The 24,017-nt window shown below is 63.8% G+C and carries 23 protein-coding genes; 13 read left to right on the top strand and 10 right to left on the bottom strand.

Annotated features, from left to right (window positions below):
* Positions 1–44: 44 nt before the first annotated feature.
* On the bottom strand, positions 45–704 hold the full coding sequence (locus VLA65_RS04990) for an NADPH-dependent F420 reductase (protein ID WP_332601934.1): 660 nt from the start codon (positions 702–704) through the stop codon (positions 45–47).
* 78 nt (positions 705–782) lie between these two features.
* Between VLA65_RS04990 and VLA65_RS04985 the strand changes: the two genes are divergently transcribed.
* Together VLA65_RS04985 and VLA65_RS04980 are read left to right on the top strand one after the other, a co-directional pair.
* Positions 783–1,169 (top strand): chorismate mutase, encoded by a 387-nt coding sequence (locus VLA65_RS04985; protein ID WP_332601933.1) that lies wholly within the window; start codon positions 783–785, stop codon positions 1,167–1,169.
* A 4-nt stretch (positions 1,170–1,173) separates the two neighbouring features.
* Positions 1,174–2,229: a hypothetical protein gene (locus VLA65_RS04980; RefSeq protein ID WP_332601932.1), complete on the top strand. Its 1,056-nt coding sequence runs from the start codon at positions 1,174–1,176 to the stop codon at positions 2,227–2,229.
* 18 nt (positions 2,230–2,247) lie between these two features.
* Here VLA65_RS04980 and VLA65_RS04975 read toward each other — a convergent pair whose 3' ends face one another.
* The 6 genes from VLA65_RS04975 to VLA65_RS04950 are packed head-to-tail and all read right to left on the bottom strand — an operon-like array spanning position 2,248 to position 8,571.
* Complete coding sequence (locus VLA65_RS04975; RefSeq protein WP_059387537.1) at positions 2,248–2,982, bottom strand: DUF4166 domain-containing protein; 735 nt, start codon at positions 2,980–2,982, stop codon at positions 2,248–2,250.
* A 53-nt stretch (positions 2,983–3,035) separates the two neighbouring features.
* The gene (locus VLA65_RS04970; RefSeq protein ID WP_284991551.1) at positions 3,036–4,328 is read right to left on the bottom strand and encodes a DUF58 domain-containing protein; all 1,293 of its coding nucleotides are present in this window, start codon (positions 4,326–4,328) and stop codon (positions 3,036–3,038) included.
* Between the two features lie 40 nt (positions 4,329–4,368).
* A complete protein-coding gene (locus VLA65_RS04965) occupies positions 4,369–5,412 on the bottom strand; it encodes an AAA family ATPase (protein WP_332601931.1) in 1,044 nt (347 codons plus the stop codon).
* Positions 5,413–5,423: 11 nt separating this feature from the next.
* The gene (locus VLA65_RS04960) at positions 5,424–6,593 is read right to left on the bottom strand and encodes a DUF4350 domain-containing protein (protein ID WP_306961057.1); all 1,170 of its coding nucleotides are present in this window, start codon (positions 6,591–6,593) and stop codon (positions 5,424–5,426) included.
* Positions 6,590–7,276, bottom strand: coding sequence for a DUF4129 domain-containing protein (locus tag VLA65_RS04955; protein WP_284991554.1), 687 nt, complete (start codon positions 7,274–7,276; stop codon positions 6,590–6,592). Before VLA65_RS04955 ends, VLA65_RS04960 begins: the two co-directional genes overlap by 4 nt.
* Entirely contained in the window at positions 7,273–8,571 is a 1,299-nt protein-coding gene (locus VLA65_RS04950) for a hypothetical protein (RefSeq protein WP_306961054.1), read from the bottom strand. Before VLA65_RS04950 ends, VLA65_RS04955 begins: the two co-directional genes overlap by 4 nt.
* A 176-nt stretch (positions 8,572–8,747) precedes the next feature.
* On the opposite strand from VLA65_RS04950, the gene mtrA reads away from it, so the two are divergent.
* From mtrA to VLA65_RS04910, 8 genes are all read left to right on the top strand, one after another.
* Positions 8,748–9,422 (top strand): MtrAB system response regulator MtrA, encoded by a 675-nt coding sequence (gene mtrA / locus VLA65_RS04945; RefSeq protein WP_059387541.1) that lies wholly within the window; start codon positions 8,748–8,750, stop codon positions 9,420–9,422.
* Positions 9,394–11,406: an MtrAB system histidine kinase MtrB gene (mtrB, locus tag VLA65_RS04940; RefSeq protein WP_332601930.1), complete on the top strand. Its 2,013-nt coding sequence runs from the start codon at positions 9,394–9,396 to the stop codon at positions 11,404–11,406. Before mtrA ends, mtrB begins: the two co-directional genes overlap by 29 nt.
* Complete coding sequence (locus VLA65_RS04935; RefSeq protein ID WP_370872694.1) at positions 11,403–13,139, top strand: LpqB family beta-propeller domain-containing protein; 1,737 nt, start codon at positions 11,403–11,405, stop codon at positions 13,137–13,139. Before mtrB ends, VLA65_RS04935 begins: the two co-directional genes overlap by 4 nt.
* 168 nt (positions 13,140–13,307) lie before the next feature.
* Positions 13,308–14,219 carry a ComF family protein gene (locus VLA65_RS04930; RefSeq protein ID WP_332601929.1) on the top strand — a complete coding sequence of 304 codons (912 nt, stop codon included), beginning with the start codon at positions 13,308–13,310 and terminating at the stop codon, positions 14,217–14,219.
* 158 nt (positions 14,220–14,377) lie between these two features.
* Positions 14,378–15,103 (top strand): ribosome hibernation-promoting factor, HPF/YfiA family, encoded by a 726-nt coding sequence (gene hpf / locus VLA65_RS04925; RefSeq protein WP_234748144.1) that lies wholly within the window; start codon positions 14,378–14,380, stop codon positions 15,101–15,103.
* A gap of 32 nt (positions 15,104–15,135) precedes the next feature.
* Positions 15,136–16,377: a winged helix-turn-helix domain-containing protein gene (locus tag VLA65_RS04920; protein WP_306961046.1), complete on the top strand. Its 1,242-nt coding sequence runs from the start codon at positions 15,136–15,138 to the stop codon at positions 16,375–16,377.
* A 134-nt stretch (positions 16,378–16,511) separates the two neighbouring features.
* Positions 16,512–19,256 carry a preprotein translocase subunit SecA gene (secA, locus tag VLA65_RS04915; RefSeq protein WP_059387545.1) on the top strand — a complete coding sequence of 915 codons (2,745 nt, stop codon included), beginning with the start codon at positions 16,512–16,514 and terminating at the stop codon, positions 19,254–19,256.
* 91 nt (positions 19,257–19,347) lie between these two features.
* The gene (locus VLA65_RS04910) at positions 19,348–19,458 is read left to right on the top strand and encodes an Rv3235 family protein (RefSeq protein WP_332601928.1); all 111 of its coding nucleotides are present in this window, start codon (positions 19,348–19,350) and stop codon (positions 19,456–19,458) included.
* Positions 19,459–19,546: 88 nt separating this feature from the next.
* Here VLA65_RS04910 and VLA65_RS04905 read toward each other — a convergent pair whose 3' ends face one another.
* Complete coding sequence (locus tag VLA65_RS04905) at positions 19,547–20,062, bottom strand: Rv3235 family protein (RefSeq protein ID WP_307053561.1); 516 nt, start codon at positions 20,060–20,062, stop codon at positions 19,547–19,549.
* A gap of 46 nt (positions 20,063–20,108) precedes the next feature.
* Positions 20,109–20,897 (bottom strand): LysM peptidoglycan-binding domain-containing protein, encoded by a 789-nt coding sequence (locus tag VLA65_RS04900; RefSeq protein ID WP_059387546.1) that lies wholly within the window; start codon positions 20,895–20,897, stop codon positions 20,109–20,111.
* A gap of 154 nt (positions 20,898–21,051) precedes the next feature.
* Here VLA65_RS04900 and VLA65_RS04895 point away from each other — a divergent pair, with 154 nt between their 5' ends.
* Positions 21,052–21,624: a hypothetical protein gene (locus VLA65_RS04895; protein WP_059387548.1), complete on the top strand. Its 573-nt coding sequence runs from the start codon at positions 21,052–21,054 to the stop codon at positions 21,622–21,624.
* Positions 21,625–21,670: 46 nt separating this feature from the next.
* Here VLA65_RS04895 and VLA65_RS04890 read toward each other — a convergent pair whose 3' ends face one another.
* Positions 21,671–21,886 (bottom strand): helix-turn-helix domain-containing protein, encoded by a 216-nt coding sequence (locus VLA65_RS04890; RefSeq protein WP_059387549.1) that lies wholly within the window; start codon positions 21,884–21,886, stop codon positions 21,671–21,673.
* 152 nt (positions 21,887–22,038) lie between these two features.
* Between VLA65_RS04890 and VLA65_RS04885 the strand changes: the two genes are divergently transcribed.
* On the top strand, positions 22,039–22,683 hold the full coding sequence (locus VLA65_RS04885) for an SAF domain-containing protein (RefSeq protein WP_059387547.1): 645 nt from the start codon (positions 22,039–22,041) through the stop codon (positions 22,681–22,683).
* Entirely contained in the window at positions 22,680–23,993 is a 1,314-nt protein-coding gene (locus tag VLA65_RS04880) for an AAA family ATPase (protein WP_332601927.1), read from the top strand. The genes VLA65_RS04885 and VLA65_RS04880 overlap by 4 nt, the downstream gene beginning before the upstream one ends.
* Positions 23,994–24,017 lie beyond the last annotated feature (24 nt).

Genomic DNA, 24,017 nt, shown 5'->3' with positions numbered 1-24,017 from the left:
GCCCGCCCTTCTCCACGAAGGGCGGGCATGTCCGTTCTGCGCGGCTATTCGGACACGATGCTGATGTTGAAGAGCTTGTCCTTCGGTTGGCGCACGAAGATCCGGAGCCACAGCGGCATCCACATTTCAAGGCCACGGGCAACGTCGAGGCCGCCCAGGTCGTGGATGTGTTCCGGAAGCCAGCCGAACTCCCGCAGGAGCGCGACGACGGTGGTTTTCGCGTCGTCGTCGTTCCCCGCCACGAAGACGTCATGGGCACCATCGGCGAGCCTGAGCGGATCAACCATCAGGGGAGCAGTCAAGGTGTTGAGGGCCTTGACCACACGCGCCGCGGGGAAGGAGCGCTGGATGGTTTCGGCAATGCTGTCGGTATTGCAGACGGAGAGCGACGGCGGGAAGCCGGCGGAAAAATCCAGCGGATTGGACACATCCACCAGGACCTTGCCCGCCAGGTTCGCAGCCCCGGCTTCGCTCAACGCCGCGAGCGAGACCATGCCCGGGGTTGCGTTGACCACGAGCTCGGCCATGGCTGCCGCCTGCGCGAAGGAACCGGAGCTTGCCCCCGGACCCGCCTGCGCCGCCCACTCCGTCCCCTTGGGATTGCCGGCTTCCCGGGAACCCATCATGACCTCGTGGCCTACCGCCACCAATTTGTCGGCCAGGGTATGCCCCACCATTCCGGTGCCAAGAACTGCGATTTTCATGCGTGCTCTCCTTATCATCGGCGCGGACATGCCCATTCTGCCCCTCAAGGGCCGGCCCGCACACCCTAGACTGGAGGAATGACCGAGCAGAACCACGCCCTCCCCGACGCCGACTCCTTCGATCCTCCCGCCAGCTCCCTCGCCGGCCGCGTGGACCAGGCCGTCATGGACGAGTTGCTCTCCATCCGCTCCAGCATCGACAACATCGATGCCACCCTCGTCTTCCTCCTCGCGGAGCGGTTCAAAGCCACCCAGAAAGTGGGAGTCCTGAAGGCGACGCACAAGCTTCCCGCCGGGGACCCGGGACGCGAGTCCGCCCAGATCGCGCGGCTCCGCCGGCTCGCCGAAGAAGCGCACCTCGATCCTGCCTTCGCGGAGAAGTTCCTGAATTTCATCATCAGTGAGGTCATCCGGCACCACGAGGCAATCGCCGAAGGCCACCAGGCTTCCATCGCGCAGGCCTGAACACGTGGCCGCCGAGACCGCGCAGAAAGCCGAAACCGCGCAGAACCAGGTCAGCGCCACGGCATTGGGTCCTTGGCCCGGAACGGATCCTGCTGAGGCAGCCCGGATCATCCGCGGCGAACTAGGCAGCCCGCACCTGCCGTTCCTGGCCGAGCTTCCGGATCGTGGCGTGGGCTCGGATGCCCTCGGCCGGACGGCATCGCTCCTGGTCGAGCTGGCAATCGATGTGCAGCCGCACGGCTGGCGCCTGGTTGACCGCCCGGGGAAAGACCTGCGGCGTGCGAAGTCCGCCCTTGCCACCGACATCAATATCCTGGCCGACGTTGCCGGCTCGGAAGAATCCTCCGCCGACGAACTCAAGATTCAGCTGCGCGGCCCCTTGAGCCTAGCCGCGGGCCTTTACTTGCATAACGGGGAGCGTGCCCTTCTTGACTACGGCGCCCGCAGGGACATTGCGGAGTCCTTGGCCGCCGGTGTCGCCGAGCACGTATCCAAAGTCCGCGCTGCCGTGCCCGGCGCCGCGATCGTGGTCCAGCTCGACGAACCGGACATCTCCTCCGTGCTGGCCGGCACCATCCCGACGGCGAGTGGCTACCGCACCCTGCGATCCATCCCGGGCGAGGAAGTCACGGGAGCCTGGCGGTTGGTGATCGACGCGCTGCGGGCCGCAGGAGTGGCCGAGACCGTGGTTTCCGTTCCGGAAATCGAAGCCCCGATCCAGCAGATCCTCTCCTCCGGAGCTGACGGCGTCGCGCTACCACTCAAGGCACTCACCACGCGTCAGTGGGAACAGATTGCCACTGCGGTGGAAGCGGGCAAACGCCTGTGGGCCGGCGTCTTGCCCGTAGGGAATCCACGGGCAACCCTGCCACGCACCGCCGAGCTCGTGGACACCGTCTGGCAACCTTGGCGTCAACTCGGTCTGCCGGCGTCGAGCCTGGGTGCCGTGCGGGTCACGCCGTCGGACGGTCTGGCCGGATTCTCGCCGTCGGGGGCTAAAGAGGTTCTTAACCGCTTGACCCAGATTGCGGATGGGCTCAACCAGATCGCGCTCGGTTAGCCTGCCGTCCGGGCCCTTCTAGACGCGCCGTTCCCAACGGTCCGGCTCGGCGTAACGGGGGAGCCCGACGGCGGCAGTGGCGGAACGCTTGGCAACTGCACCATCGTTCGCGGGCAGCGAGGGCGCCAAACGGTAGTCGAAGGAGCCGGCATAGACCAGCACCAGTCCGACCTGCGGCTGCAGCACCTTCACCTGGATTTGATGCTTTCCTTCTGCCGCATCCCACCACTGCTCTGCGTAGGCTTTTGCGTCGAGGGAAGCCGGCAAGCTGAGCCTCAGCGGACCCAGGAACAGGCGTGATGCACCCGAGACACCGCGAAGACGCCCTTCCGCGGTGACATCCAGGTCCAACGCCGTGGCCAGCCTGCGGTATCGGCCCAAATAGTCGACCAAGCGGGTGCCACCGTCGTGGGCGGCCTCCGCGACAGTGGTGTCATGGAACAAGCGGGTGTGCCCGGGAAAGAATATTTCACGCCGGGCCGTGAGGCTGGACCGTCCGAAGGGATCAAGGTGCGCATGATTTTCGATGCGGAACGGGATGCGCTCGCCGTACTCGGGGAAGAAGGCCTCTTCGCCGGCAACCGTGGCAAGGAGTGGGCGGAGCCACTTCTGCCTGCAACCGACCACGTCGAACACGCCCTCGCCGATTCCGTAAGATCCGGAGCCCGGGGCCAGGGAAAAGTAGTCCTGGAGTTCGGGCTGCAATTGCCGGAACTTAGCGCCCAGCGCCAACTCGTAGATGGGTGTGCTCATGTGCTTTCCTCGGATTCCGGGTTGTTGATATCTGGACTGGGCGCCTGGCAAGGCTATAAGCGTCCCGCGGCCTTCAGCCGAATGTAGGCATCCGCCAGGAGCGGCGGCAGTTCCAACGGCTCGGCGTCGACTACCTCCGCCCCAAGCTGGCGCAATTGGGCGCTGACGGCCTCACGGTCCAGCAGGGCACGTTCGGCGGCGGAGGCTCGGAAGACCTGGCTCGCCGTCGTGCGTTCTTCCTTCATTCGGCCCAGCAAGGGGTCCCGCACCGATCCAAGCAGCACGACGTGCTGCCGTACGAGTTGCGCCACCAAAGGAATGAGTCCTTCTTCGGGTGCGCCGCTGTCGAGCGAGGTCAACAGGACCACAAGGGAACGGTGCGCCGAAATGGCCCGTACTTGCGCCGGGATCTGGGCCCAGTCCATCTCGATCAGTTCCGCCTCCAGCGGAGCCATGGCCTGGACCAAGGAGCCGAGCAGATTGCCTTTGGCCGCTGAATCGACGCGCCCGCGGACGCGCCTGTCGAAAGCGAAGAAGTCCACGCGGTCTCCGCCCCGCTCTGCCAGCACCGCAAGCAGGAGAGCCGCTTCCATCCCGGTGTCCAGGCGGGGCTCGTCGTCGATTCGGGCTGCTGCCGTGCGCGAGGTATCGAGCATGATGACGACGCGGCGGTCCCGTTCGGGTCGCCAGGTCCGGACGACGACGGCGGTGCGCCGGGCGGTTGCCCGCCAGTCGATGGAGCGCACGTCGTCGCCCCGGACGTAATCGCGGAGGGAATCGAATTCCGTGCCGGCCCCGCGGATCTGCACGGCCGCTTTGCCGTCGAGCTCCCGGAGTTTTCGCAGCTTGGACGGCAAATGCCGCTTGGAATGGAACGGCGGCAGAACGCGAAGACGGCCGGGAAGGGTCACGGTGCGTTGCCTGGCAGCCAGGCCGAGCGGGCCGAAGGAACGGAGCGTTACGTGCGGTGCCGACAGGTCCCCGCGCCGTGTTGGCTTCAGAGCCACCGACATCCGACGCCGCTCACCAGCAGGGATTTCAACACGCTGGACCGGGGCGACCGTCCCCGCGGAGGGTTGCCACGCGTCACGCACCACTCCGCGGAATCTACGCCGATTGCCGTTTTCCAGCGTCAGAACGGACTCCGTGTCCGCGTGCAGGGTGACATTCCCGGGATCCTTGCGTTGAAGGGCGATTTTGGCCGGGGACGCGGCCAGCAGGAGGTCGGACAACACCAACGCCAGCAGCAAGGCGGTGGCGAGAAGGACCGTACTCCACGCGGGAAACAGCAGCAAGGGGGCCAACGCGGCGAAAACGAGCAGCACAAAGCGGCCTGTGATCGCCATTCAGTACTGCCCGAAGTAGAGAGTCATGAGGCGAGGCCAATCAGCGCGGCACGTGGACGGACGCCAGGATGCTGCCAAGGACATCATCTACATGCACACCGTCCATTTGGGCTTCGGGTCGTAGTCCGACACGGTGCCTCAAACACGGCAACGAGAGCGCTTTGACGTCGTCGGGGGTGACGAAGTTGCGCCCGGACAACCATGCCCAGGCACGCGAGGTGTTCAGAAGCGCCGTCGCGCCGCGCGGGGAGACTCCCAGCTGGAACGACGGCGCTGCCCGCGTCGCCCGCACGACGTCCACGATGTAGCCGAGGATCTCGGGGGCCACGGTCACTTCGGCCACCGCGTCGCGGGCATTCTGGAGTTCGGCGACGCCCGCTACTGGCCTGACTCCCGCAGCCAGCAAATTGCGCGGATCAAATCCTTCCGAGTGCCTGCGGACCACTTCGATCTCTTCGGCACGTCCGGGCAGCGGCATGGAGAGCTTGAGCAGGAAGCGGTCCAGTTGCGCCTCGGGCAGGGGATAGGTGCCCTCGTACTCGACAGGGTTTTGGGTGGCGGCAACAATGAACGGCGACGGCAAAGGCCGGGAGAGTCCGTCCACGGATACCTGGCGCTCCTCCATGGCTTCCAGCAGCGACGCCTGGGTCTTGGGCGGCGTTCGGTTGATTTCGTCGGCCAGCATGATGTTGGTGAACACTGGTCCTTCGCGGAAGGTGAATTCCGAGGTGTGCGAGTCGTAGACGAGTGAGCCGGTGACGTCGCCCGGCATGAGGTCCGGAGTGAACTGGACGCGCTTCGTATCCAGGCTCAACGCGGCGGACAAGGCCCGTACCAGGAGGGTTTTGGCGACGCCCGGAACACCCTCAAGCAGTACGTGGCCACCGCACAGCAGCGCGATGAGCATGCCCGTCACCGTTGCATCCTGCCCGACCACGGCCTTGCCTACTTCGTGACGGACGTCCAGCAGGGCTTTGCGGGCAGGGTCGGACCGCCTAGCCGCCTGCGTTGGCTGCGCCTGCGACGCCGGGCCGCCCGGGTAGCCATAGCTGCCGTCGGTGTAGCTGTTTGCTTGATTGCTCATTGCGTGATTACTCATGGGGCTGTTGCCTCCTGCTCGAGTGTTTCGATGCTTTGTGCCCAGTGGACGAGTTCTGATTCGGTGCGTGGCCGGTGGTCCAGCAGGAGCATGCGCAACTCCTGTGCAGGCTGGTTGACCTTTCGGGACACGGCATCGAGGACGGCCTCCGCGCGGGCTTCGGGGCCGAGCCGGAAGTGCTTGGCAAGCCTGGTCAAAGTGCCGGCCCGGAGATTGTCGGCGGCCTGGCCGACAGCGCGGGAATCCTGATAGAGACGGGCACGGCCTTCGGCGGTCTCAACAGCCTTGACCACCACCGGCAGCGGCTCAAACACGAGCGGACCAAGCCGCCTGCCCCGCCACAGCACAGCGAGCAACGCGACCACCGCCAGCCACAATCCCAGGAAGCCAACCCACGGCGGCGCCAATTCCTCCAGCGTGGGCGGTGTGCCATTATTCGGTACGTCTCCAAGGCCTGGCAGATACCAGACGAGATCCGGCGTTGGCCCGAGGGTCCGAAGAGTCAGTGCGGCATTGCCCTCTACCTGCAGGAGATCGTTGCTGAGAACGGCCGTGCTGCCGAGAACCACCAGCCGACCGTCCGCACTGGCCGCGTACATGCCTCCGTCGGTGCTGCCAGGCCGGTAGCACGTCACATCGGCTCCCGTGTAAAGGAACGCGCCCTTGCCGGAGACACGCCCCGCAACAAGTGGATCCGTTTGCCCGCACCCTGCTTCCAACGTTGACGTCCCGTTGGGAACCACTCCGGCATGACGGATCTCGCGGCTCAGCCCCGTCAGGGTTCGGAAGCCGGGAGCGATGACCACCACGCGGTCGGCCGATTGCAGCAGGCTGTGCAACTGGGCGGAATCGAGATAGCCGTTGCGGTCATACAACAAGACGGTGGCGCGTGGTTTCCCGGCCAGCAGCGAGGTTGTCGTCGCGAATGAATCGGATTCCGTGACCGTGACTCCGTGCCGCCGGAGGATTTCGGCCGCAGCCATGGCGCCATCAGGAGCGGCATTGCGGGCGGAGAGGGGTGCCGTGTCCGTGTTCGTCGGGGACTGGAACACAGTGACAGATCCGAGTACCGCCACGATGGCCCCGATGATGATCCAGGCCATATGGCGGCGCAACCAACCCCGCAGTTGCGCGGACCACCGGACTGTTTGAGTGTCCGATGTCATCGCGGCACCGCCAAACCGTTGGCGGACTGCCCGGCGAAATCAGGTTTCATGGCCGATAGTCCGGTGTCCAGTGAGAGGACGGCTGCATGGTCGGAAGCGGTGGCGGTCGCCTTTCCGTATTTCACGCCATCGAAAATCCTGGCGGCTTCCTCAAGCCGCGAACTGGCGTCCCCGAACGCGCGCCCCAATTGGGCAGCCGCCTCGTCCGCGGTCCGGCCAGCCTGGACATCAATGACTGCCCGGTCCTCCGCAGAGCGAACCACGGCGCGGAACTGTTCGACGACGGCCGTTTGCCAGTCTTCACGGCTTGCCGCTGCAGATGCGCGGGCGCGGAACGTATCGGCATCAACCGTCGGCTCGCCGTCGAAAACCTTCGCCGACGCCTTCTTCCGCGCGTTGAGCCTCGGCCTGACGACCATCACGGCAACCACAATGAGGACCACGGCCAGGACGCCGATCAGCGGCACGCCGATATTTGCCCCACCCATGGAATCGCCGTTCAAGGAACGGAGCCAGTCGACGAACTGATTCCATACCTCGCCGATCCAACTTGGCTTGGCCGATGCGTACTGCTGCCTGGACAGTTCTTCGGTCGCCCACCGCTGGGCCTCGCCGCGGTCCGGATCAACGGGAGGCTCGATGGCAGGGAGAAGAAGAGCAAGGGACGCGGAGACCGGGATCATCCTTGTGGGGTACCCTGGGCGGTGTTCGGCGGCCATGGATGCGCACCGACTTGACGTGCCCTGCGCCGGCCGGGAACGCCGTCGGGATCTTCCCCGGTCTCCAGAAGCCGCAGGAGTTCCACGTCCAGCCCGTCGCGTCGCATCCTCAGGTCCATGTAGATCAGGGCTGCTACGGAGGTTTGGAAAGCGAAGCCAACTGCGCTTACGAGGACCCCTACGACCAGCGAGGCCACGGCGAGGACAATCGCCGTCGTGGTCACTTGTGCGGCGCCGGCATGGGGGGCGAACACGGAGTTTATTCCACCGGAAGCCAAGCCCAGGGGAATCTGGATGACCGACCCGATGATAAATACCATGAAGGCCACCAGCAGCGTGATTCCGAAGATCCGCCACCAATTCCGGCGCGTCAGCGTCCACGAGCGCCGAAGACCGGCGAAGACGCCGAGTTCTTCTACGGTGATGGCGGCCGGGGCCACCAACAGTTTCGTATAGATCCAGAAAAATACGACGGCCGCGCCGAAGACCAACGGGAAAAGCAAGAGCACCCCGGCCGGACCCAATCCGGCCAGGACGAGGACGGCCAGCAAGAACAGGACCAGGAAGAACAACAACGATCCAGCAAGGAGGAGGGCGGCAAGTCCTACCAAGGGCCAGATGCGCGAGCGGGCCAAGGACCACATTTGCTTGAACCCCGTGGGCCGGTTCAACGCGGACCTGGCGACGGGAATGGCCATGACCCCTTGAAGGACGGCTGTGAGCACCATAGTGAGCAAGGAAATTCCCATGATCCCGGCAGTGGCGCCAACGGCCGGGCCAAGATACCGCATCGCCTCGTCCTGGCTCGTGAATCCTCCTACGGGAGGTTCGACCATCCCGAGCATGCCCAGCGCGGCCACCTCGTTCAATGCGCCGGCAACGGCCTGGACAATGAGGGCGGAGCCGAACATGGTTTTGGCGTTCCGGCGGACGGTCTGGAAGGCACCGTCCATGATTTCACCGAAGAAGAGCGGCCGGAGGGGCACGATTCCGGGTTTCGGGGGAGCCACATAGCGGGGCTGGCCGTACGGCGGCGGACCGCCTGCCGGCCAGCGCGGATCGACCGGCGGGCCCCACGATTGCCCCGGATACTGCGGCACGCCCCATTGCGGTGGGGTGCCCCATTGTGGCTGGGCGCCCGGTTGCGGCGCGCCCCATTGTGGCTGGGCGCCCGGTTGCGGCGCACCCCATTGTGGCTGGGCGCCCCACGGTGGCCGCGGTCCCTGTTCAGGCCGGTAACCCGGATCGGGTTGTGACACGTTTTCCTCCCCAAAAGATGCGTCCGCGGCAATGCACGGACCCCGAAAGGGGCCGTTCGCACCAGCCTATAGTTCCGCCGTCGCGCCTCATAGCCCATTTGCTTGCGGGCTGCAGCGCGCCATGCCGTGATCGGGCTCAACGGGACAAAGGCTTGGTCATAAGGGAATATATAACTATGAAGGCACGCATCCTGGTAGTAGACGACGACGAAGCGCTGGCCGAAATGATCGGCATCGTGCTGCGGAACGACGGCTTCGACCCGGTTTTTTGCGCGGACGGCGGACAAGCGCTGGAGGTGTTTCGTTCCTCCAAACCGGATCTGGTACTGCTTGACCTGATGCTGCCCGGATCGGACGGCATCGAAGTGTGCCGCCAGATCCGCGGGGAGTCGGACGTTCCCATCGTCATGCTCACCGCCAAATCGGATACCTCCGACGTCGTCCGCGGCCTTGAATCCGGTGCTGACGACTACGTGCCCAAGCCTTTCAAGCCAGCCGAGCTCGTGGCCCGGGTCCGCGCCCGGTTGCGTCCGGGCGACCAGAAAGCGCCCGAGACCCTGCGGATTGCCGACGTCACCATCGACGTCGCGGGCCACTTGGTGACGCGCGGCGGCGAGCGGATTTCGCTGACACCCCTGGAATTCGATCTGTTGGTCGCGTTGGCGCGCAAGCCCTGGCAGGTCTTCACCCGCGAACTGCTCCTTGAGCAGGTGTGGGGCTACCGCCACGCTGCCGACACCCGCCTGGTCAACGTCCATGTCCAGCGCCTGCGGTCCAAGATCGAGCGTGACCCGGAAGCTCCCGAAGTTGTATTGACGGTTCGTGGTGTCGGATATAAAGCAGGCGCCTGAGTCTTCCACCGGCGAGCCCGGCACCGACCAGGAGGCCCCGGAGGCCAAGGTCAAACACCCCGTTTCAGGACATCCTGTCCCGGAACACACGGACGCCCGGGCATTGAATCTCCCGTGGATCCTGGAGCGCACCCGCATTTGGACGCGCCGCGCCCTGATCCTGGCACTGCGTGTCTCCCGCCTCGTGGTGACCGGACTTCGCCACATCCGGCCAGGAATCCGGTACTTGTGGCGCGCCTTGCTGCGCCGTTGGCGCCGCTCCCTCGAATTCAGGACCGTCGCGGTGACAATCGTGCTGTCGATGGTGTCGTTTGCGGTGGTCGGCGCATATCTCTCGAACCAAATAGCGAACAACCTTTTCCAGGAGCGTTTGAAGCAAGCCGAGTCCGAAAGCCGCTACTACGTCAAGCAAGTCCAGGACACCTTTGACGGGTCACAGGCCAACGACCAATCAAGCGTCATCACACTTGTCTATGACACGCTCAAAGCGGTGGAAGGCAACGGCTCGGTCATCCAGAGGAGATACGTCTTCGAAGCGATGCCCGAACAAACCAAGCCGCGCAACCGCTGGGTGGAATCGCGGGCCTCGGATCAGTTGACGGTCCGCGTCATTCCTCCGGCCCTTCGCAAGTCTGTGCAGGAATCGGGCAAGGACCAGTACTGGGCTTCCACCGAGTTCCCCGTCGGCAACCAGGACCACCCCGGGATCGCGGTCGGGAACAAAGTCACCTTCAATGGCACGGTCTACGAGCTCTATCTCCTCTACGACCTGGATACCGCCCAACAAACCCTGGACGAAATCCAGAACGTGCTGTGGGCGGGCGGAGCCGCACTCATCCTCATGATCGGCGGTATTGCCTGGTACGTGACCAGGAACGTCGTGAGTCCGGTGAGCCATGCCGCGGTCGTCTCCGAGAAGCTGGCCGCAGGCCAGTTGCAGGAGCGGATGGTGGTCAAGGGCGAAGACGAGGTGGCCAGGCTGGGCGCCTCCTTCAACCACATGGCCGCGAGCCTGCAGGAGCAGATTACGCAGCTGGCCACGTTGTCCCAGATGCAGCAGCGGTTCGTTTCCGATGTGTCCCATGAACTGCGGACACCGCTCACGACCGTTCGGATGGCTGCCGAAGTGTTGTTCGATGCCCGCGATGACTTCGACCCCATCAACAAGCGTTCCGCCGAGCTGCTTTACAACCAGGTGGAGCGCTTCCAGTCGCTGCTTTCGGATCTGCTGGAGATTTCCCGCTTCGACGCAGGGGCCGCCGTGTTGGACTCCGAGCCGACGGACATCTTCCAAGTCGTTTCCCATGTCATCGACGGTGCCTCTCCCGTTGCCGCCGAATATGGCTCCGAAGTTCGCCTTACCTCGCGCCACAAGCGGATCATCGTGGAGATGGACGCCCGCAGGATCGATCGCATCCTGCGGAACCTGCTGCTCAACGCCGTCGAACACGGCGAGGGGAAACCGGTCCACGTTTCCGTTGCCGCCAACCAAGAGGCAGTCGCCATCTCTGTGCGTGACTTCGGCATAGGGATGACCCCGGCAGAAGCCGCGCGGGTCTTTGATCGTTTCTGGCGCGCCGATCCCGCGCGTGCGCGGACCACGGGTGGCAGCGGACTGGGACTCTCCATCGCCGCAGAGGACACCAAGCTCCACAACGGTTGGTTGCAAGCTTGGGGGCGCAAGGGATCCGGTTCCAACTTCCGGCTGACGCTGCCTCTCAAGAAGGGTGGCACCATCGTGAAATCACCGTTGCAGCTTGAACCGGCAGACATCCATTTGCCGGGCGCCGCTCCTGAGCGCCAGATGCTCGTATTGGATGCCGGCGATCCGCCACTCGAGCGCGGTTCCGCCGCGGACCCGGGGCTGGAAGACACGCCGGCGCCGCCACTACTGCCTCCCGTACTGCCCGCCGAACTGCCCGCCGTACTGCCTCCGGCAGGACACGACGACGACGACCAAGCCGAAGGGGGAACGGCACCTTGAGTTCCCGACGCCCGTACCTCTCCCGACGCCCGTACGTGTTAAGGGCCGTGATCGCCGTTCTTGCTGTCCTCATGGTGGTCCTTAGTTCCTGCGCCCAGATCCCACGGTCTGGTCCGGTGGGAAAGAGCAAGGACGAAAGCGCGGGCAACCCGAACGCTCCTGTTTTCTTCCCGCCGCCGCCCCACCCCGGTGCCACTCCGGAGTCCATCATCGAAGACTTCTATGGTGCAGGCAGCGGTTACGAAGGCGACTACGCCGTGGCCAGGCAGTACCTCACGCAGGCGCTGTCCGTCAGCTGGAAGTCCGACAAGCGCACGCTCGTTTTCCGGAAGGCGACCGTCGTCAAGACCGGTGTGGAAAACGAATTCAAGTACCAGCTGGACCTCGCCTACGCGGTCGACGCCGACGGCGTTGCGACGCAGTTCCCCGAAGGAACCACCGAGACAATTCCGGTGACCCTGGAACAGGTCGACGGCGAATGGCGGATCTCGGCGGTCCCCGACGGCACCGCGATACCCGAAGAGACGTTCAAAGTCATCTACGCGGCCCAGCCCATCTATTTCTACGACCCGACCTTCACCTATGCGGTTCCGGACGTCCGGTGGTTCATCAAGAAGAACACCGTCAAGGCAATGACCAGCGCCTTGCTCGACGGTCCTGCGCCCTACCTCCAGGGTGCGGTTGTCAGTGCCTTTCCCTCCGGCATGAAGCTGGCCAGGGAGTCGGTCCCGGTGGTGTCGGGAGCCGCCCAAGTGGACCTTTCCGCCAAGGAACTCGTGGATGCGTCTGCCGAGGACCGGCAGCGGATGCAAAACCAGCTGACCCTGACTTTCCGTAGCCAGCCGGACGTGGTCAATGTTCAGTTGCGTGCCGACCAGGATCTGGTCCGCGTGGAGGACAACGGCTCGGTCCTGCCGCCCGTGCTTGAGAAGAATGCTCCCGCGCGCCAAATCGCCGTCAGTAACAACGAACTCGTCCGCTACGAGAACAACAGGGTCTCGGCCCTCCCGGACATGCAGCCGGTGGCCGGACTGAACCCTAGCGCTCCCGCCGAGTCCCCGACGTCCCAGGCCGTGGCCTTCCTCAACAGTGCCGGAACCAGCCTGTATTCGATGATTCCCGGCCTACCCGCCCGTCAACTGACAACCAGGACAACCCTGAGCCATCCGTCCTTCAGCCCGCAGGACTGGGTCTGGACGGCAGGTCCAGGAGCCAACGGGGCCACCGAGGTGGTGGCGTTCAAACCGTCCAACGTTCCTCTTGGACAGCCCGTCCCCACGGTGACGATGGCGCCGGCCTGGTTGGCAGGGCGCGTCGTGAGGGACTTCCGGATATCCCGCGAAGGGACGCGCGCACTGGTGATCTCCGAGATGAACGGGAAATCATCGGTGCAGGTGACCGGAATTGTCCGCAATCCTGACGGCACCCCCAAAGACCTGACTGCACCCATAACCTTGTTCTCTTCCGCCCCTGTTGATCAAGGGGTCTGGGTCAATTCCACGACGGTCGCGGTGATGAAAGCTTCGTCAACGGAGAACGTGGTTCCCGAGCTGTTGTCCTTGACATCGAGCCAGCCGCAGCTGTTGCCGGCATGGCCGAACCTGACGACTATCAGCGCGGGCAACGGACCCGAGCAGATTTTTGGACAGTCGGGCGCAGGCGTCTTCCAACGGGTCGGCAATGGGTGGGAATTGCAACTCAAGGGTCCGGTAGACCCCTCCTTCCCGGGCTAGTCCCCACCGCCTCCCTAACCTCGCTTCGCTCGGCCAGGGAACCCGGGCGGCGTGGGCCCACCCACCGCCTCCCTAACCTCGCTTCGCTCGGCCAGGGAACCCTGGCGGCGTGGGCCCACGTTCCGACAACGTCGCCGCTTGTTCTCCACATAGCGCGGTTGGGGAGTGTTGTCAGCCGTCGAGGAGCCGGATGCTTGGGGCATGGGTACTGTGGGCCGTTGCCGGGTGCGTGACCCTGACCGCACTGTGGTCCCGAGTCACGACGCACGCCATCGGGGAGTCCATCCTGCACGATTGGCGAGGCTCGCGCAGGGCGTCGGCGAGGCCTTCGTCGAGCTGCTGGCTGTTCTGGCCCCGGTGGAATGTGTGTGCTGTGGTTTCGAAGATTCGGCGCTCTGCGGCACCTGTGCACGGCGACTGCGGCTGCTATGCGCCCGTCCGTTCCGCGCCGAAGGACAGGCACCGGCTTTGCTCACGGCGGAAGGGGCCGTGATCCTGCCCGTCATCGCGGGCGGACACTACCGGGACGAACTGGCCCAAGCCCTGCTTTCTTTCAAGCATCTGGGCCAGGGACGGCTCGCCTCCGTGCTCGCGCCTGCACTGGGCAAGGCCATCCGGTCTGCCGTTGGAGACGCGGCAGGCGTCTGCCTTATACCTGTTCCCAGCAGTAACGCGGCTTTCCGGCGCCGCGGATTCAGTCCGGTCCATCTCTTGCTTGGCCGCTTGGGACAACGTGGCGCTTTGCCGGGTCTGCACATGACGGATGCCTTGAAGAAGGCGCCCGGACCGGGAAGCGGGCAAAAGGGCTTGGGCCGCGGAGAGCGTGCGCGCCGTGTCCGTGGTTCCATGACCGTTCGCCTGTCCCGCAAAAGGTCATTGGAGGGCAGGGCATGCGTCATCGTCGACGACGTCCTCACTACGGGTGCGACCCTCGCCGAAGCCGCCCGGGCCGTGTCGTCGGCGGGAGGCGTGGTGTGTGGAGCGGTGGTCCTTGCCGCCACCCGGCCGCCGGCCGGCAGCGACCAACCTGCGGACGGGCTGGACACCCAGCCCGCGCCGACTCAAACAAAAAATAAGTGACGAAAGGATGAATTACCAGTGGCGATGAACTAACGTCGGTTATGGGTACCAAGAACAGATGTACCTGTCGATAGCGGCTCGGAAAGGGGCTCGACTGTCCGTCAGATCAGCCCCTAGAAGCGCCCTTATCGTGTCACCTGAGTTGTTTGGAGGGCACCATGGAGTTCATGATCAGCGGCCGTAATCTGACCGTTTCGGATCGCTTCCGCGAGTATGCCGGCGAGAAGATATCAAAGATTGAATCGCTTGGGGACAAGGTCCAGAGGGTCGACGCGAAGGTTTCAAAGGAAACCAACCCGCGCCAGACACCGGGCCAGCTCACGGTCGAAGTGACAGTTCTGGGCCGGGGCCCTGTGATCCGGGCCGAAGCGAGCGCCGCTGACAAGTTTGCCGCCTTTGATCTCGCCTATAGCAAGCTGCTGGAGAGGCTCCGCAGGGCCAAGGACCGCAAGAAGGTCCACCACGGCCGCCACACCCCCAAAGCCGTCCGTGAGGCTACTGCGACGCTCGAGCCGGCCAGCGCGAGCGAACCCATTTACGTAGAGGCAAGCAACCACCAGGAGCCAACGACGCCACCGGTGGAGACCTCGCCCTACGACGTCGACAACGACATTCCGGCCGGTGATTCCCCGGTCCTGATTCGTCGCAAGGTTTTCCCCGCCGCTTCGCTCACCCTTGATGACGCGGTGGACAACATGGAATTGGTGGGCCACAATTTCTACCTGTTCGTGGACAAGGAAACCAACACGCCGTCGGTCGTCTACCGCCGCCGTGGCTGGACATATGGAGTAATCACTCTGGACTCCACATGCGAACCAGGAGACGAACCCGTGGAGGAAAAGATCCACGCTTACCGTTCGAATGACCAAGCCGCCACAGCCTAGCTTGCATTCGTAATTCCCATGAAAGGACTGGCATGGCCGCTTCGCTGAGCCTGTTGCAGGCACGGCGGATTGCATTGGCAGCCCAAGGACTGGACAAGGAACGGCCCACCGGCCCCGTGACTTCGCGGGCGGTGGGCCGCACCTTTGCCCGCCTCCACGTGGTGCAGATCGACTCCGTCAATGTCCTCTCGCGCAGCCACTACCTTCCTTTCTTCTCAAGGCTTGGCAACTACGACCGGAGCATCCTTCATGCGATGGCCGGGCGAAGTCCGCGGCGCATGATGGAATACTGGGCGCACGAGGCGAGCTTCATCCGCCCGGAACACTTCCAGGATCTGCTGCTCTGGCAAAACCGCGCATGGGTGGGCGCAGCCCACTTGGAACATGGACTCCGGGAGGACATGGCCAACCGGATCCTCGATACGCTCGCGACCGGGCGCCCCATGACTGCCGCACAATTGACGGCCCACCTAGGGCACCAGGAAGACCGGCAGCACGATAACTGGGGGTGGAACTGGAACCTGGTCAAGAGGGTTTTGGAGCACTTGTTTGAAGAGGGGCTCGTGACGGCCGCGTCGAGGACGGAGCAGTTCGAACGCCGGTACACGCTGACATCGCGGGTCCTGCCACCGGGATTGCCTGCGGTCATCCCCCGAGCAGGAGCCCTCCCGGACGGCGGCTCCGAGCTGTCGACGGCGGCAATGGACCGACTGATCGACGCGGCAGCCCAGGCCCATGGAATCGGATCAATCCGCTGCTTCGCCGATTACTTCCGGACTCCGGTGAAGGCAGCTGCAGCATCGATCGACAGGCTCGTTGCCGCCGGCCGCCTGGAGCCCGTCACGGTGCGTGGTTGGGACCGGGCCTTGTACCGGCACGCGGAGGCCCGTCTTCCCAGGGCCGCCACGGGCCGTGCCTTGCTCAGCCCGTTTGATTCACTGGTCTTTGAGCGTAGAAGGCTCGAGGAGTTGTTCGGCTTCCATTACCGGATCGAGATCTACACGCCTGCGGAGAAACGCAAGTTCGGGTATTACGTGCTGCCCTTCCTCCTTCGGGACGCAGTGGTCGCGCGCGTAGACCTCAAGGCCGACCGCGCAGCCAAGCAGCTTCTGGTGCGTGCCGCCCACGGCGAGCCGGACGCTCCGGCGGACACCGCAGTCGAGCTTGCCGCCGAGCTGCGGCTTATGGCGCAGTGGTTGGGGCTCGACGACGTCGTCGTGTCACCGATGGGCGATCTCTCGTCGCCGCTTGCCTCGGCAGTGGCCCGCGGCTGAGGTCATGGGTCTCCGGCGGTGGCCTGCGGGCGCCTTGCGCTCCGCTCTCAGGGAAACGGGGCCGCGTGGCGTTGGTCTCTCCCGTAGACTGAAACCGCCAGAATTCGGCAGCTTGAGACTGGGAGCAACTTTACGTGGCATCACTTATCGAAAAACTTCTCCGCACGGGTGACAAAAAAACCCTGAGGCAACTGCGGACCTACGCCGATTCCATCAACGCCCTCGAAGACTCCTTCAAGACCTTCTCCGATGCCGAATTGCGCGAGGAGACGGACAGGCTGCGCGCCCGCCACGAGGACGGCGAGAAGCTGGACGATCTCTTGCCGGAGGCTTTCGCAGCGGTGCGTGAAGCTTCCTCCCGCACCTTGGGGATGCGCCACTTCGATGTCCAGCTCATGGGTGGGGCCGCCCTCCACCTGGGCAATATCGCCGAAATGAAGACCGGTGAAGGAAAGACCCTTGTGGCCACCGCTCCGGCCTTCCTCAATGCCCTGACAGGCAAGGGCGTGCACGTCGTTACAGTCAACGACTACCTCGCCGAATACCAGTCCGAACTCATGGGCCGTGTCTATCGCTTCCTTGGCCTCAGCAGCGGTTGCATCCTGTCGAACCAGGATCCCGAAGTGCGCCGTCAGATGTACGCGGCAGACATCACCTACGGCACCAACAACGAATTCGGCTTCGACTACTTGCGCGACAACATGGCGTGGGACAAATCCGAGCTTGTGCAGCGCGGCCACAACTACGCGATTGTCGACGAAGTGGACTCCATCCTCATCGACGAAGCCCGTACTCCGCTCATTATTTCCGGTCCTGCCCAGGGTGACACCAACCGCTGGTACAGCGAATTCGCCAAGGTCGTGCAGCGCCTCCAGGCTGAAGTCGACTACGAGGTCGACGAAAAGAAGCGGACGGTCGGTGTTCTCGAAGCCGGCATCGAGAAGGTCGAAGACTACCTCGGCATCCAGAACCTGTACGAATCCGCCAACACCCCGCTTATCGGCTTCCTGAACAACGCCATCAAAGCCAAAGAGCTCTTTAAGCGGGACAAGGACTACGTCATCCTCGACGGCGAAGTCCTCATTGTTGACGAACACACCGGCCGTATCCTCGCCGGACGGCGTTACAACGAAGGCATGCACCAGGCGATCGAGGCCAAGGAAAACGTCGAGATCAAGGCTGAGAACCAGACTCTCGCCACTGTGACCTTGCAGAACTACTTCCGCATGTACTCCAAGCTCTCGGGCATGACCGGCACGGCTGAAACCGAAGCCGCCGAGTTCATGAGCACCTACAAGCTTGGCGTGGTACCCATTCCCACCAACCGGGACATGCAGCGCATCGACCAGTCGGACCTCGTGTACAAGAACGAAATCGTGAAGTTCGAAGCCGTCGTGAAGGACATCGCGGAACGGCACGAGAAGGGCCAACCCGTGCTCGTCGGCACTACCAGCGTTGAGAAGAGCGAATACCTTGCCAAGCTGCTGGCCAAAGAGGGCATCCGGCACGAGGTCCTGAACGCAAAGAACCACGCACGCGAGGCCGCGATTGTCGCGCAAGCGGGACGCAAGGGCGCCGTCACGGTCGCCACCAACATGGCTGGCCGCGGTACTGACATCATGCTGGGCGGAAACGCCGAGTTCACGGCCATCGCCGAACTGGCAAAGCGGGGCCTGGACCCTGAGGAAAACTCCGAGGAGTACGAGGCCGCATGGCCCGAAGCGCTCGAAGCGGCCAAGCAGGCAGTCAAGGACGAGCATGAGGAAGTGCTTGAACTTGGCGGGTTGTATGTGCTGGGCACGGAACGCCACGAATCCCGTCGAATCGACAACCAGCTGCGTGGCCGCTCGGGCCGCCAGGGCGACCCGGGGGAGTCCCGCTTCTACCTCTCGCTGACCGATGACCTCATGAGGCTCTTCAACTCCGGCGCTGCCGAGCGCCTCATGAACAGCTCGGTACCGGACGATGTTGCACTCGAATCCAAGCTCGTGTCCCGCGCGATCGCTTCGGCCCAGGGCCAGGTTGAAGGGCGGAACGCCGAGCAGCGCAAGAACGTCCTCAAGTACGACGACGTCCTGAACCGCCAGCGTGAAGCCATCTATGGCGACCGCCGGAGGATCCTTGAAGGCGACGACCTGCACGAAAAGGTCCAGTTCTTCCTGGAAGACACCATCAATGCCTTGATCGATGCCGCGACGGCAGAGGGAACCGGCGATGACTGGGACTTCCACCAGCTGTGGACCAACCTCAAGACCCTGTACCCGGTAACTGTTACGGCCCAGGACATCATCGACGAAGCCGGCGGGAAGGCGCGGGTGTCCGTTGAATTCCTTAAAAACGAGATCCTTTCGGACGCCCAGCTCGTTTACAAGGAGCGGGAAGAAGCCATTGGCGCCGAGAACATGCGCGAGCTTGAGCGCAGGGTTGTCCTCTCGGTCCTTGGCCGCAAGTGGCAGGAACACCTCTATGAGATGGACTACCTCAAAGAAGGCATTGGCCTGCGCGCGATGGCCCAAAGGGATCCCCTGGTCGAGTACCAGCGTGAAGGATTCACGATGTTCCAGAGCATGATGGAAGCCATCCGCGAAGAGAGCGTGGGCTTCCTCTACAACCTGGAAGTGGAAGTAACGCCCGCCGAAGACGTGGTGGTAGTGGATGGCAGCCCTGAAGGCGGTCACGTGGAACATCACGATCCGCAGATCCGCGCGGCCGGCCTCGAAGCCCCGGAAAAGCCTGTTCAGCTGCAGTACACGGCGCCTGGTGAAGACGGCGCGAGCCAGACCCGCGTCGAGGGGAGGGCCTCGGGCCGCTCAGGCAACCCCGCCAAGGCTGCCGCTGATGACAAGCAACGCGGATCCAACAGGAAGAAGCGCCGCTGACACTGCGACTGCCTGACGCATGTAGCTGACGCCCGCAGCCTCCGGACGTTTCCAATAAGCCGATGCCTGCAGCGAAAACGGAGAGGGANGAGTGTACGAGGCCAGCTTGGTTGTCTCGGAAGAACTCCGCTCCCGCGCCGTAGCCATGAGGCTTGAAGGGATCAACGGCGCATGGCGGGTTACCGCCCTCGAAATCGGCTGACGGCCCGGTTCAAAGCACGCGAAAACGGAGAGGGACCAGAACGCGCGTTCTGGTCCCTCTCCGTTTTCGCGTGCTTTGAACCGGGCCGTCAGCCGATTTCGAGGGCGGTAACCCGCCATGCGCCGTTGATCCCTTCAAGCCTCATGGCTACGGCGCGGGAGCGGAGTTCTTCCGAGACAACCAAGCTGGCCTCGTACACTCCGTCGTTCACCGCGCAGACACGCACGGAACGGACCATTGGACTTCGGTGAAGGCGCGACTGCCCACCCGGGGCGTTGGCAGCATGGGCTCGCGTCAATGCGGCACGGTGTTGAAGGGCGCTGAGGCATCCGGGATCCAGGGTCCGTGAGAGCTGTTGCGCCGGCCGGGTGCCTGCAAGGACCTCGAGCGCGGCTTGGGCGATGCTGCGGGCCAGTGCGCGGATTTCGCCGTCGAGACTGCGGATCTGGGCCGCTTTGCGGGCAGGAGATGGCCCCCCGCCCGACGGCCCGTCCGTTCGGGCTTTCGCACGAGGGGAAGCCATGATCGAACGGGAGGCAATGGGTGGCGAAGCCGCCTGAAGGACTTCATTCGGCACGCTGCGGACGGCTGGTGATGCGCTCATGGACTTCCTCGGTTACGGATCGCTGGTTGGTGGTGGTTGGGCTGGGTCACTGGTTCGGCGGTGGTTGGAGGACCTGACCCGGTAGGAGGAGCCCAGGGTCGTCTCCAATGACATGCCGGTTGGTGGAGTACCACCTCGGCCAGTGGTGGGCAATGTCGACGTCGCTGGCCATGGGGCCCAGCTGCCGGGCGGCAATCGACCACAGTGAATCGCCCTGTTTCACCACCACTTCGCGTTGATTTGGCGAAGCAGGCTGTTCGGCGCCACGCTGCGGCCCGTTACCCAGGAGCCCGGGCGCAGTGGCAGGTGCGCGGGGTTGCCAATGCGGGTTGATCTCCAACGAGCCGGACTCAAACGAGGGAATGGCCGGGCGATGGGGAGAAGGACTAGGGGAGGGTTTCCATTGGGCAGAGATGCCGCTCGACGAGTTTGAGCCGTTCGCCGGGCTCCACGCTGGTTCAAACTGTGCCGGTGCCGCATTCGCCACGGGGATTCCCGCGAGATTCAGGCCCAGAATTGCAACGGCCAGTCTGCGCATGAACGCAGGGCTGAGTTTGGCAGTGGCGCTCGCGCAGCGGTTCTTTCCCATTTGCTGGAGGAGCGCGGCGGCCATTGCCAGGATGAACGTGGCGATCCACCAGGCGCCGATCCCCAGACCGGAGGCAGTTGCGACAAATCCCAGGAGGTCTTCGAACATGGGTGTCTGGAGTCGTCCTGCCGCGGAGTTCCATCGGTCAACCAAGATCAGTCCAGTGACAGCGAGCAAAAGGGCGAGCACCAGGATGGTCACCGCCATTGCAACATCGTTCCGAACGGGCCTGTTCGTCTGTTCCATGGGTTCCCCTTACCCAGTTGATGCAAGTATGTGCAATTTGATGCTATTTAATGATGTTTGAATTATTTTGGTCACAACGAGTGGCATTTGTCTAGGAATGGATTGTCGATGAAGAAAGATTGACCGTCGAGGGATGCCCGCTTACGCTGACGCAATGCGTTGGGATGCTCTGTTTGAAGACATGGAGGCACAGTTGGCCTCTGAGCGATTGCTGGGACTTGAATCGGAAATTTCAGAGCGGGCACGTGTGGAGATCGCCGGAATCGACGTCTCCGACAGGCTGCGTGGCGCGATCGGCCGGAAGATTGATGTGAAGCTCCGATCCGGAACGCAGGTGTCAGGGACGCTTAGTCATGTCGGGAGCGAATCGGTGGTTTTGGACGAAGGTCGCCACCAGTGGTTGGTCCCCGTCGCAGCGGCTTTGGCGTATCAGGGCCTGGGCCGGCAGGTCCGGGCTGGCCAATCGAAGGCATCACAGCGGCTTGGCCTGGCCAGCGCACTGCGAATGCTGGCCCGTGACAGGGCGGAACTGGCGGTTCATCTGCTTGAGTTGGCGCAGGAGGAGCGGACGATGCGGGGCGTCATTGACCGCGTGGGCAAGGACCACTTTGATCTCGCGGTGATGTTGCCGGGCGAGGTCCGCCGGTCCGGGAACGTCGTATCTGTGGCAACAATTCCGTTCCAGTCACTTGCCGCGCTGCGTTCATTGCGGGGCCAGGACTTCTAGCCCGGCCGGCTCCCCGCCGTCGTTGTCCTGGGGCGCTGGACGGAGATCAGGACGACTTGGATTTGGCTTCTTGGATGATCCTGCTGGCCTCGGCGTAGCGTTCCTCGATGTACTGCTCCAGCATCTTTTCTTCGACGCGCCACTGGCCCCTGCCGCCCACTTGGATGGCCTTGAGCTCACCGCTTCGCACCAGAGCGTATGCCTGCGGCGAGTTGATCTGAAGTTGTTCGGCGACATCAGCGAGGGTGAGGAATCGGGGCATGCATCCATTTTGCCACTGTTCGATCCACTTGCCGCGGTTATCTACAGGTTGACGTAATTTGAGGCATGTGGCTTTCGGAAGGGACCCAGATGCGGTCAGAATAAAGGCCACTGAAGGTCGACGCCGACTAACAAAACAAACGGGGGAGCAGGATGGGTGTAACTACCGCGGCCGCTGCAGCGCGGCTCAGGAAACCGTCATGGAGGGATCCGCGGCTTTTGGTGGGGATTCTCCTGGTCTTGGCATCGCTGGCCGGCGTCATCGCCCTCGTTGGAACCGCGGACCGCACCATTCAGGTCTATGCGGCGCGCGAGTCGATTGCCGTGGGCCAGAAAGTCAGCAAGGACGATCTTGCGGTTGTCAAGGTCCGGCTCGACGACGTTGAGTCCAGCTATGTCACTCTGGCTGGCGGTCTGCCGGAGGGAAGAGTTGCCATCCAGCGAATTGCCAAGAACCAACTCGTCCCGCAGGAAAGCCTGGGCGCCGCCGACTCCTTGGACCGCAAGCCGGTGGCGATCGCGATCCAGGAATCGCTGCCTTCCCAGGCTGTGGCAGGATCCCGCGTCGACGTCTGGGTGGCCCACCCCGATGTGCGCAACGGTTTCGGCACGCCGCAGTTGCTGTTGCCCGGGGCGGAGATCGCCCAGGTCACGGAGGGTGCCTCCACCCTTGGAGCGTCCAAGGAGAAGGTGGTTCTGGTCCTGGTGACCGATGAGCAGATGCCGAACCTTCTTGGTGCGCAGGCAAACAAAGCGAAGATTGCCGTGGTGTGGAATCCGGGCGGTGCCGGCAAGTGAGTATCCCGGTTGTCACAGTCGGGCAATCCCGGGAAGATTTGGTCGGCGGACTCGAACGGCTCCACGGGCCGGTGACGGTGGTGCGTCGGTGTGGTGAACTCGCCGAACTCCTGGCCGCATGCCAAAGCGGTCTCGCCCGCGCCGCAGTCATCGCCGAAGGCGCTGGGGAATTGACGGCGTCGCTGGTCGACCGGCTGGCGGCTGTCGGAGTCTCCATCGTCGCCCTGAGCGACGATCCGGGAGAGGAGGGTCGCCTGCGCAGCATCGGCGTCGTGACGGCGTCGCTCGATGTCGATTCGGCAACGCTGGCGTCGAGGATCTCCGATGCCGTAGGCCAGTCGCCCGGACAAGGAAGACGACGCGCGGAGCCTCGGGATTCCGGGTTTGCGGATACTGCGGCAGAACTCCGTCCCACCGATGCGCCGGAAGAACCGGAACACGTGCCGGCCGGGGCTGGCCGGATCATCGCGGTCTGGGGGCCTACCGGGGCGCCTGGCAGGACTCTTGTGGCGGTCAACATTGCTGCAGAGTTGGCGGCGGAAGGCAAGTCAGTGATCCTCCTCGATGCAGACAGCTACGGGGCCAGCGTCGCGGCTTCGCTGGGCTTGCTGGACGAATCCGCCGGACTGGCGCAGTCTTGTCGACTGGCGGACCAAGGATTGCTGGATACCGAATCGCTCAAGCGGATCGCCGCGCCGGTCTTCGCCAAAACCACCAGCTTCCGGGTTCTTACCGGCATTACGCGCGCGGACCGGTGGACGGAGCTCCGGGCCGCCGCGCTCTCTTCGGTGCTTGAGCTCTCCAAGGAGATCGCGGACGTCGTCGTAGTCGACGCAGGTTTCTGCCTTGAAGCGGACGAAGAACTCAGCTTCGACACCATGGCCCCTCGACGCAATGCCGCGACCCTCCGCAGTATCGAACTGGCGGACACCGTTTACGCCGTCGGCGCGGCCGATGCCGTTGGCGTTCCGCGACTCGTGCGTGGCCTCGCGGAGCTCGAACAGGCTGTCCCGCACGCGGCTCCCCGAGTGGTTTTGAACAAGGTCCGGGCCGCATCCGCTGGCCGCTCACCCGAACGTGAACTCCGTGAAGCATGGGAGCGGTACGGACCCAATCAAGGCATCGAAGCGTTGCTGCCATCCGATCCTGAAGCCTGCGACGTGGCCCTGTTGTCCGGCTCTGTCCTCTTCGAGGCTGCGCCCGAATCTCCATTGCGGCTCGCCATCGCAAATATGGTATGTGCACCTGTCCAGCAAAATCGCAAATCCTCTGTCATTTATTCCAGAGCAAGGCGTCGTCTAAAGCGTTAGGCTCGCCATGTGGGCTGCAAGGAC

The sequence above is a fragment of the Arthrobacter sp. S2(2024) genome (assembly GCF_036662515.1).
Classification (GTDB): domain Bacteria; phylum Actinomycetota; class Actinomycetes; order Actinomycetales; family Micrococcaceae; genus Arthrobacter.
Note: the sequence above shows the minus strand (reverse complement) of the source record. Positions and strands in the feature narration are given on the sequence as shown.

What these genes read in the sequence shown, in the direction of transcription:
- VLA65_RS04900 (WP_059387546.1), bottom strand. Translation starts at nt 20,897, where the DNA reads ATGGAACAGACGAACAGGCCCGTTCGGAACGATGTTGCAATGGCGGTG.
- VLA65_RS04955 (WP_284991554.1), bottom strand. Translation starts at nt 7,276, where the DNA reads ATGATCCCGGTCTCCGCGTCCCTTGCTCTTCTTCTCCCTGCCATCGAG.
- VLA65_RS04895 (WP_059387548.1), top strand. Translation starts at nt 21,052, where the DNA reads ATGCGTTGGGATGCTCTGTTTGAAGACATGGAGGCACAGTTGGCCTCT.
- VLA65_RS04975 (WP_059387537.1), bottom strand. Translation starts at nt 2,982, where the DNA reads ATGAGCACACCCATCTACGAGTTGGCGCTGGGCGCTAAGTTCCGGCAA.
- VLA65_RS04985 (WP_332601933.1), top strand. Translation starts at nt 783, where the DNA reads ATGACCGAGCAGAACCACGCCCTCCCCGACGCCGACTCCTTCGATCCT.
- VLA65_RS04965 (WP_332601931.1), bottom strand. Translation starts at nt 5,412, where the DNA reads ATGAGCAATCAAGCAAACAGCTACACCGACGGCAGCTATGGCTACCCG.
- VLA65_RS04920 (WP_306961046.1), top strand. Translation starts at nt 15,136, where the DNA reads ATGGCCGCTTCGCTGAGCCTGTTGCAGGCACGGCGGATTGCATTGGCA.
- VLA65_RS04885 (WP_059387547.1), top strand. Translation starts at nt 22,039, where the DNA reads ATGGGTGTAACTACCGCGGCCGCTGCAGCGCGGCTCAGGAAACCGTCA.
- mtrA (WP_059387541.1), top strand. Translation starts at nt 8,748, where the DNA reads ATGAAGGCACGCATCCTGGTAGTAGACGACGACGAAGCGCTGGCCGAA.
- VLA65_RS04960 (WP_306961057.1), bottom strand. Translation starts at nt 6,593, where the DNA reads ATGACATCGGACACTCAAACAGTCCGGTGGTCCGCGCAACTGCGGGGT.
- VLA65_RS04905 (WP_307053561.1), bottom strand. Translation starts at nt 20,062, where the DNA reads ATGAGCGCATCACCAGCCGTCCGCAGCGTGCCGAATGAAGTCCTTCAG.
- VLA65_RS04990 (WP_332601934.1), bottom strand. Translation starts at nt 704, where the DNA reads ATGAAAATCGCAGTTCTTGGCACCGGAATGGTGGGGCATACCCTGGCC.
- hpf (WP_234748144.1), top strand. Translation starts at nt 14,378, where the DNA reads ATGGAGTTCATGATCAGCGGCCGTAATCTGACCGTTTCGGATCGCTTC.
- VLA65_RS04970 (WP_284991551.1), bottom strand. Translation starts at nt 4,328, where the DNA reads ATGGCGATCACAGGCCGCTTTGTGCTGCTCGTTTTCGCCGCGTTGGCC.
- VLA65_RS04890 (WP_059387549.1), bottom strand. Translation starts at nt 21,886, where the DNA reads ATGCCCCGATTCCTCACCCTCGCTGATGTCGCCGAACAACTTCAGATC.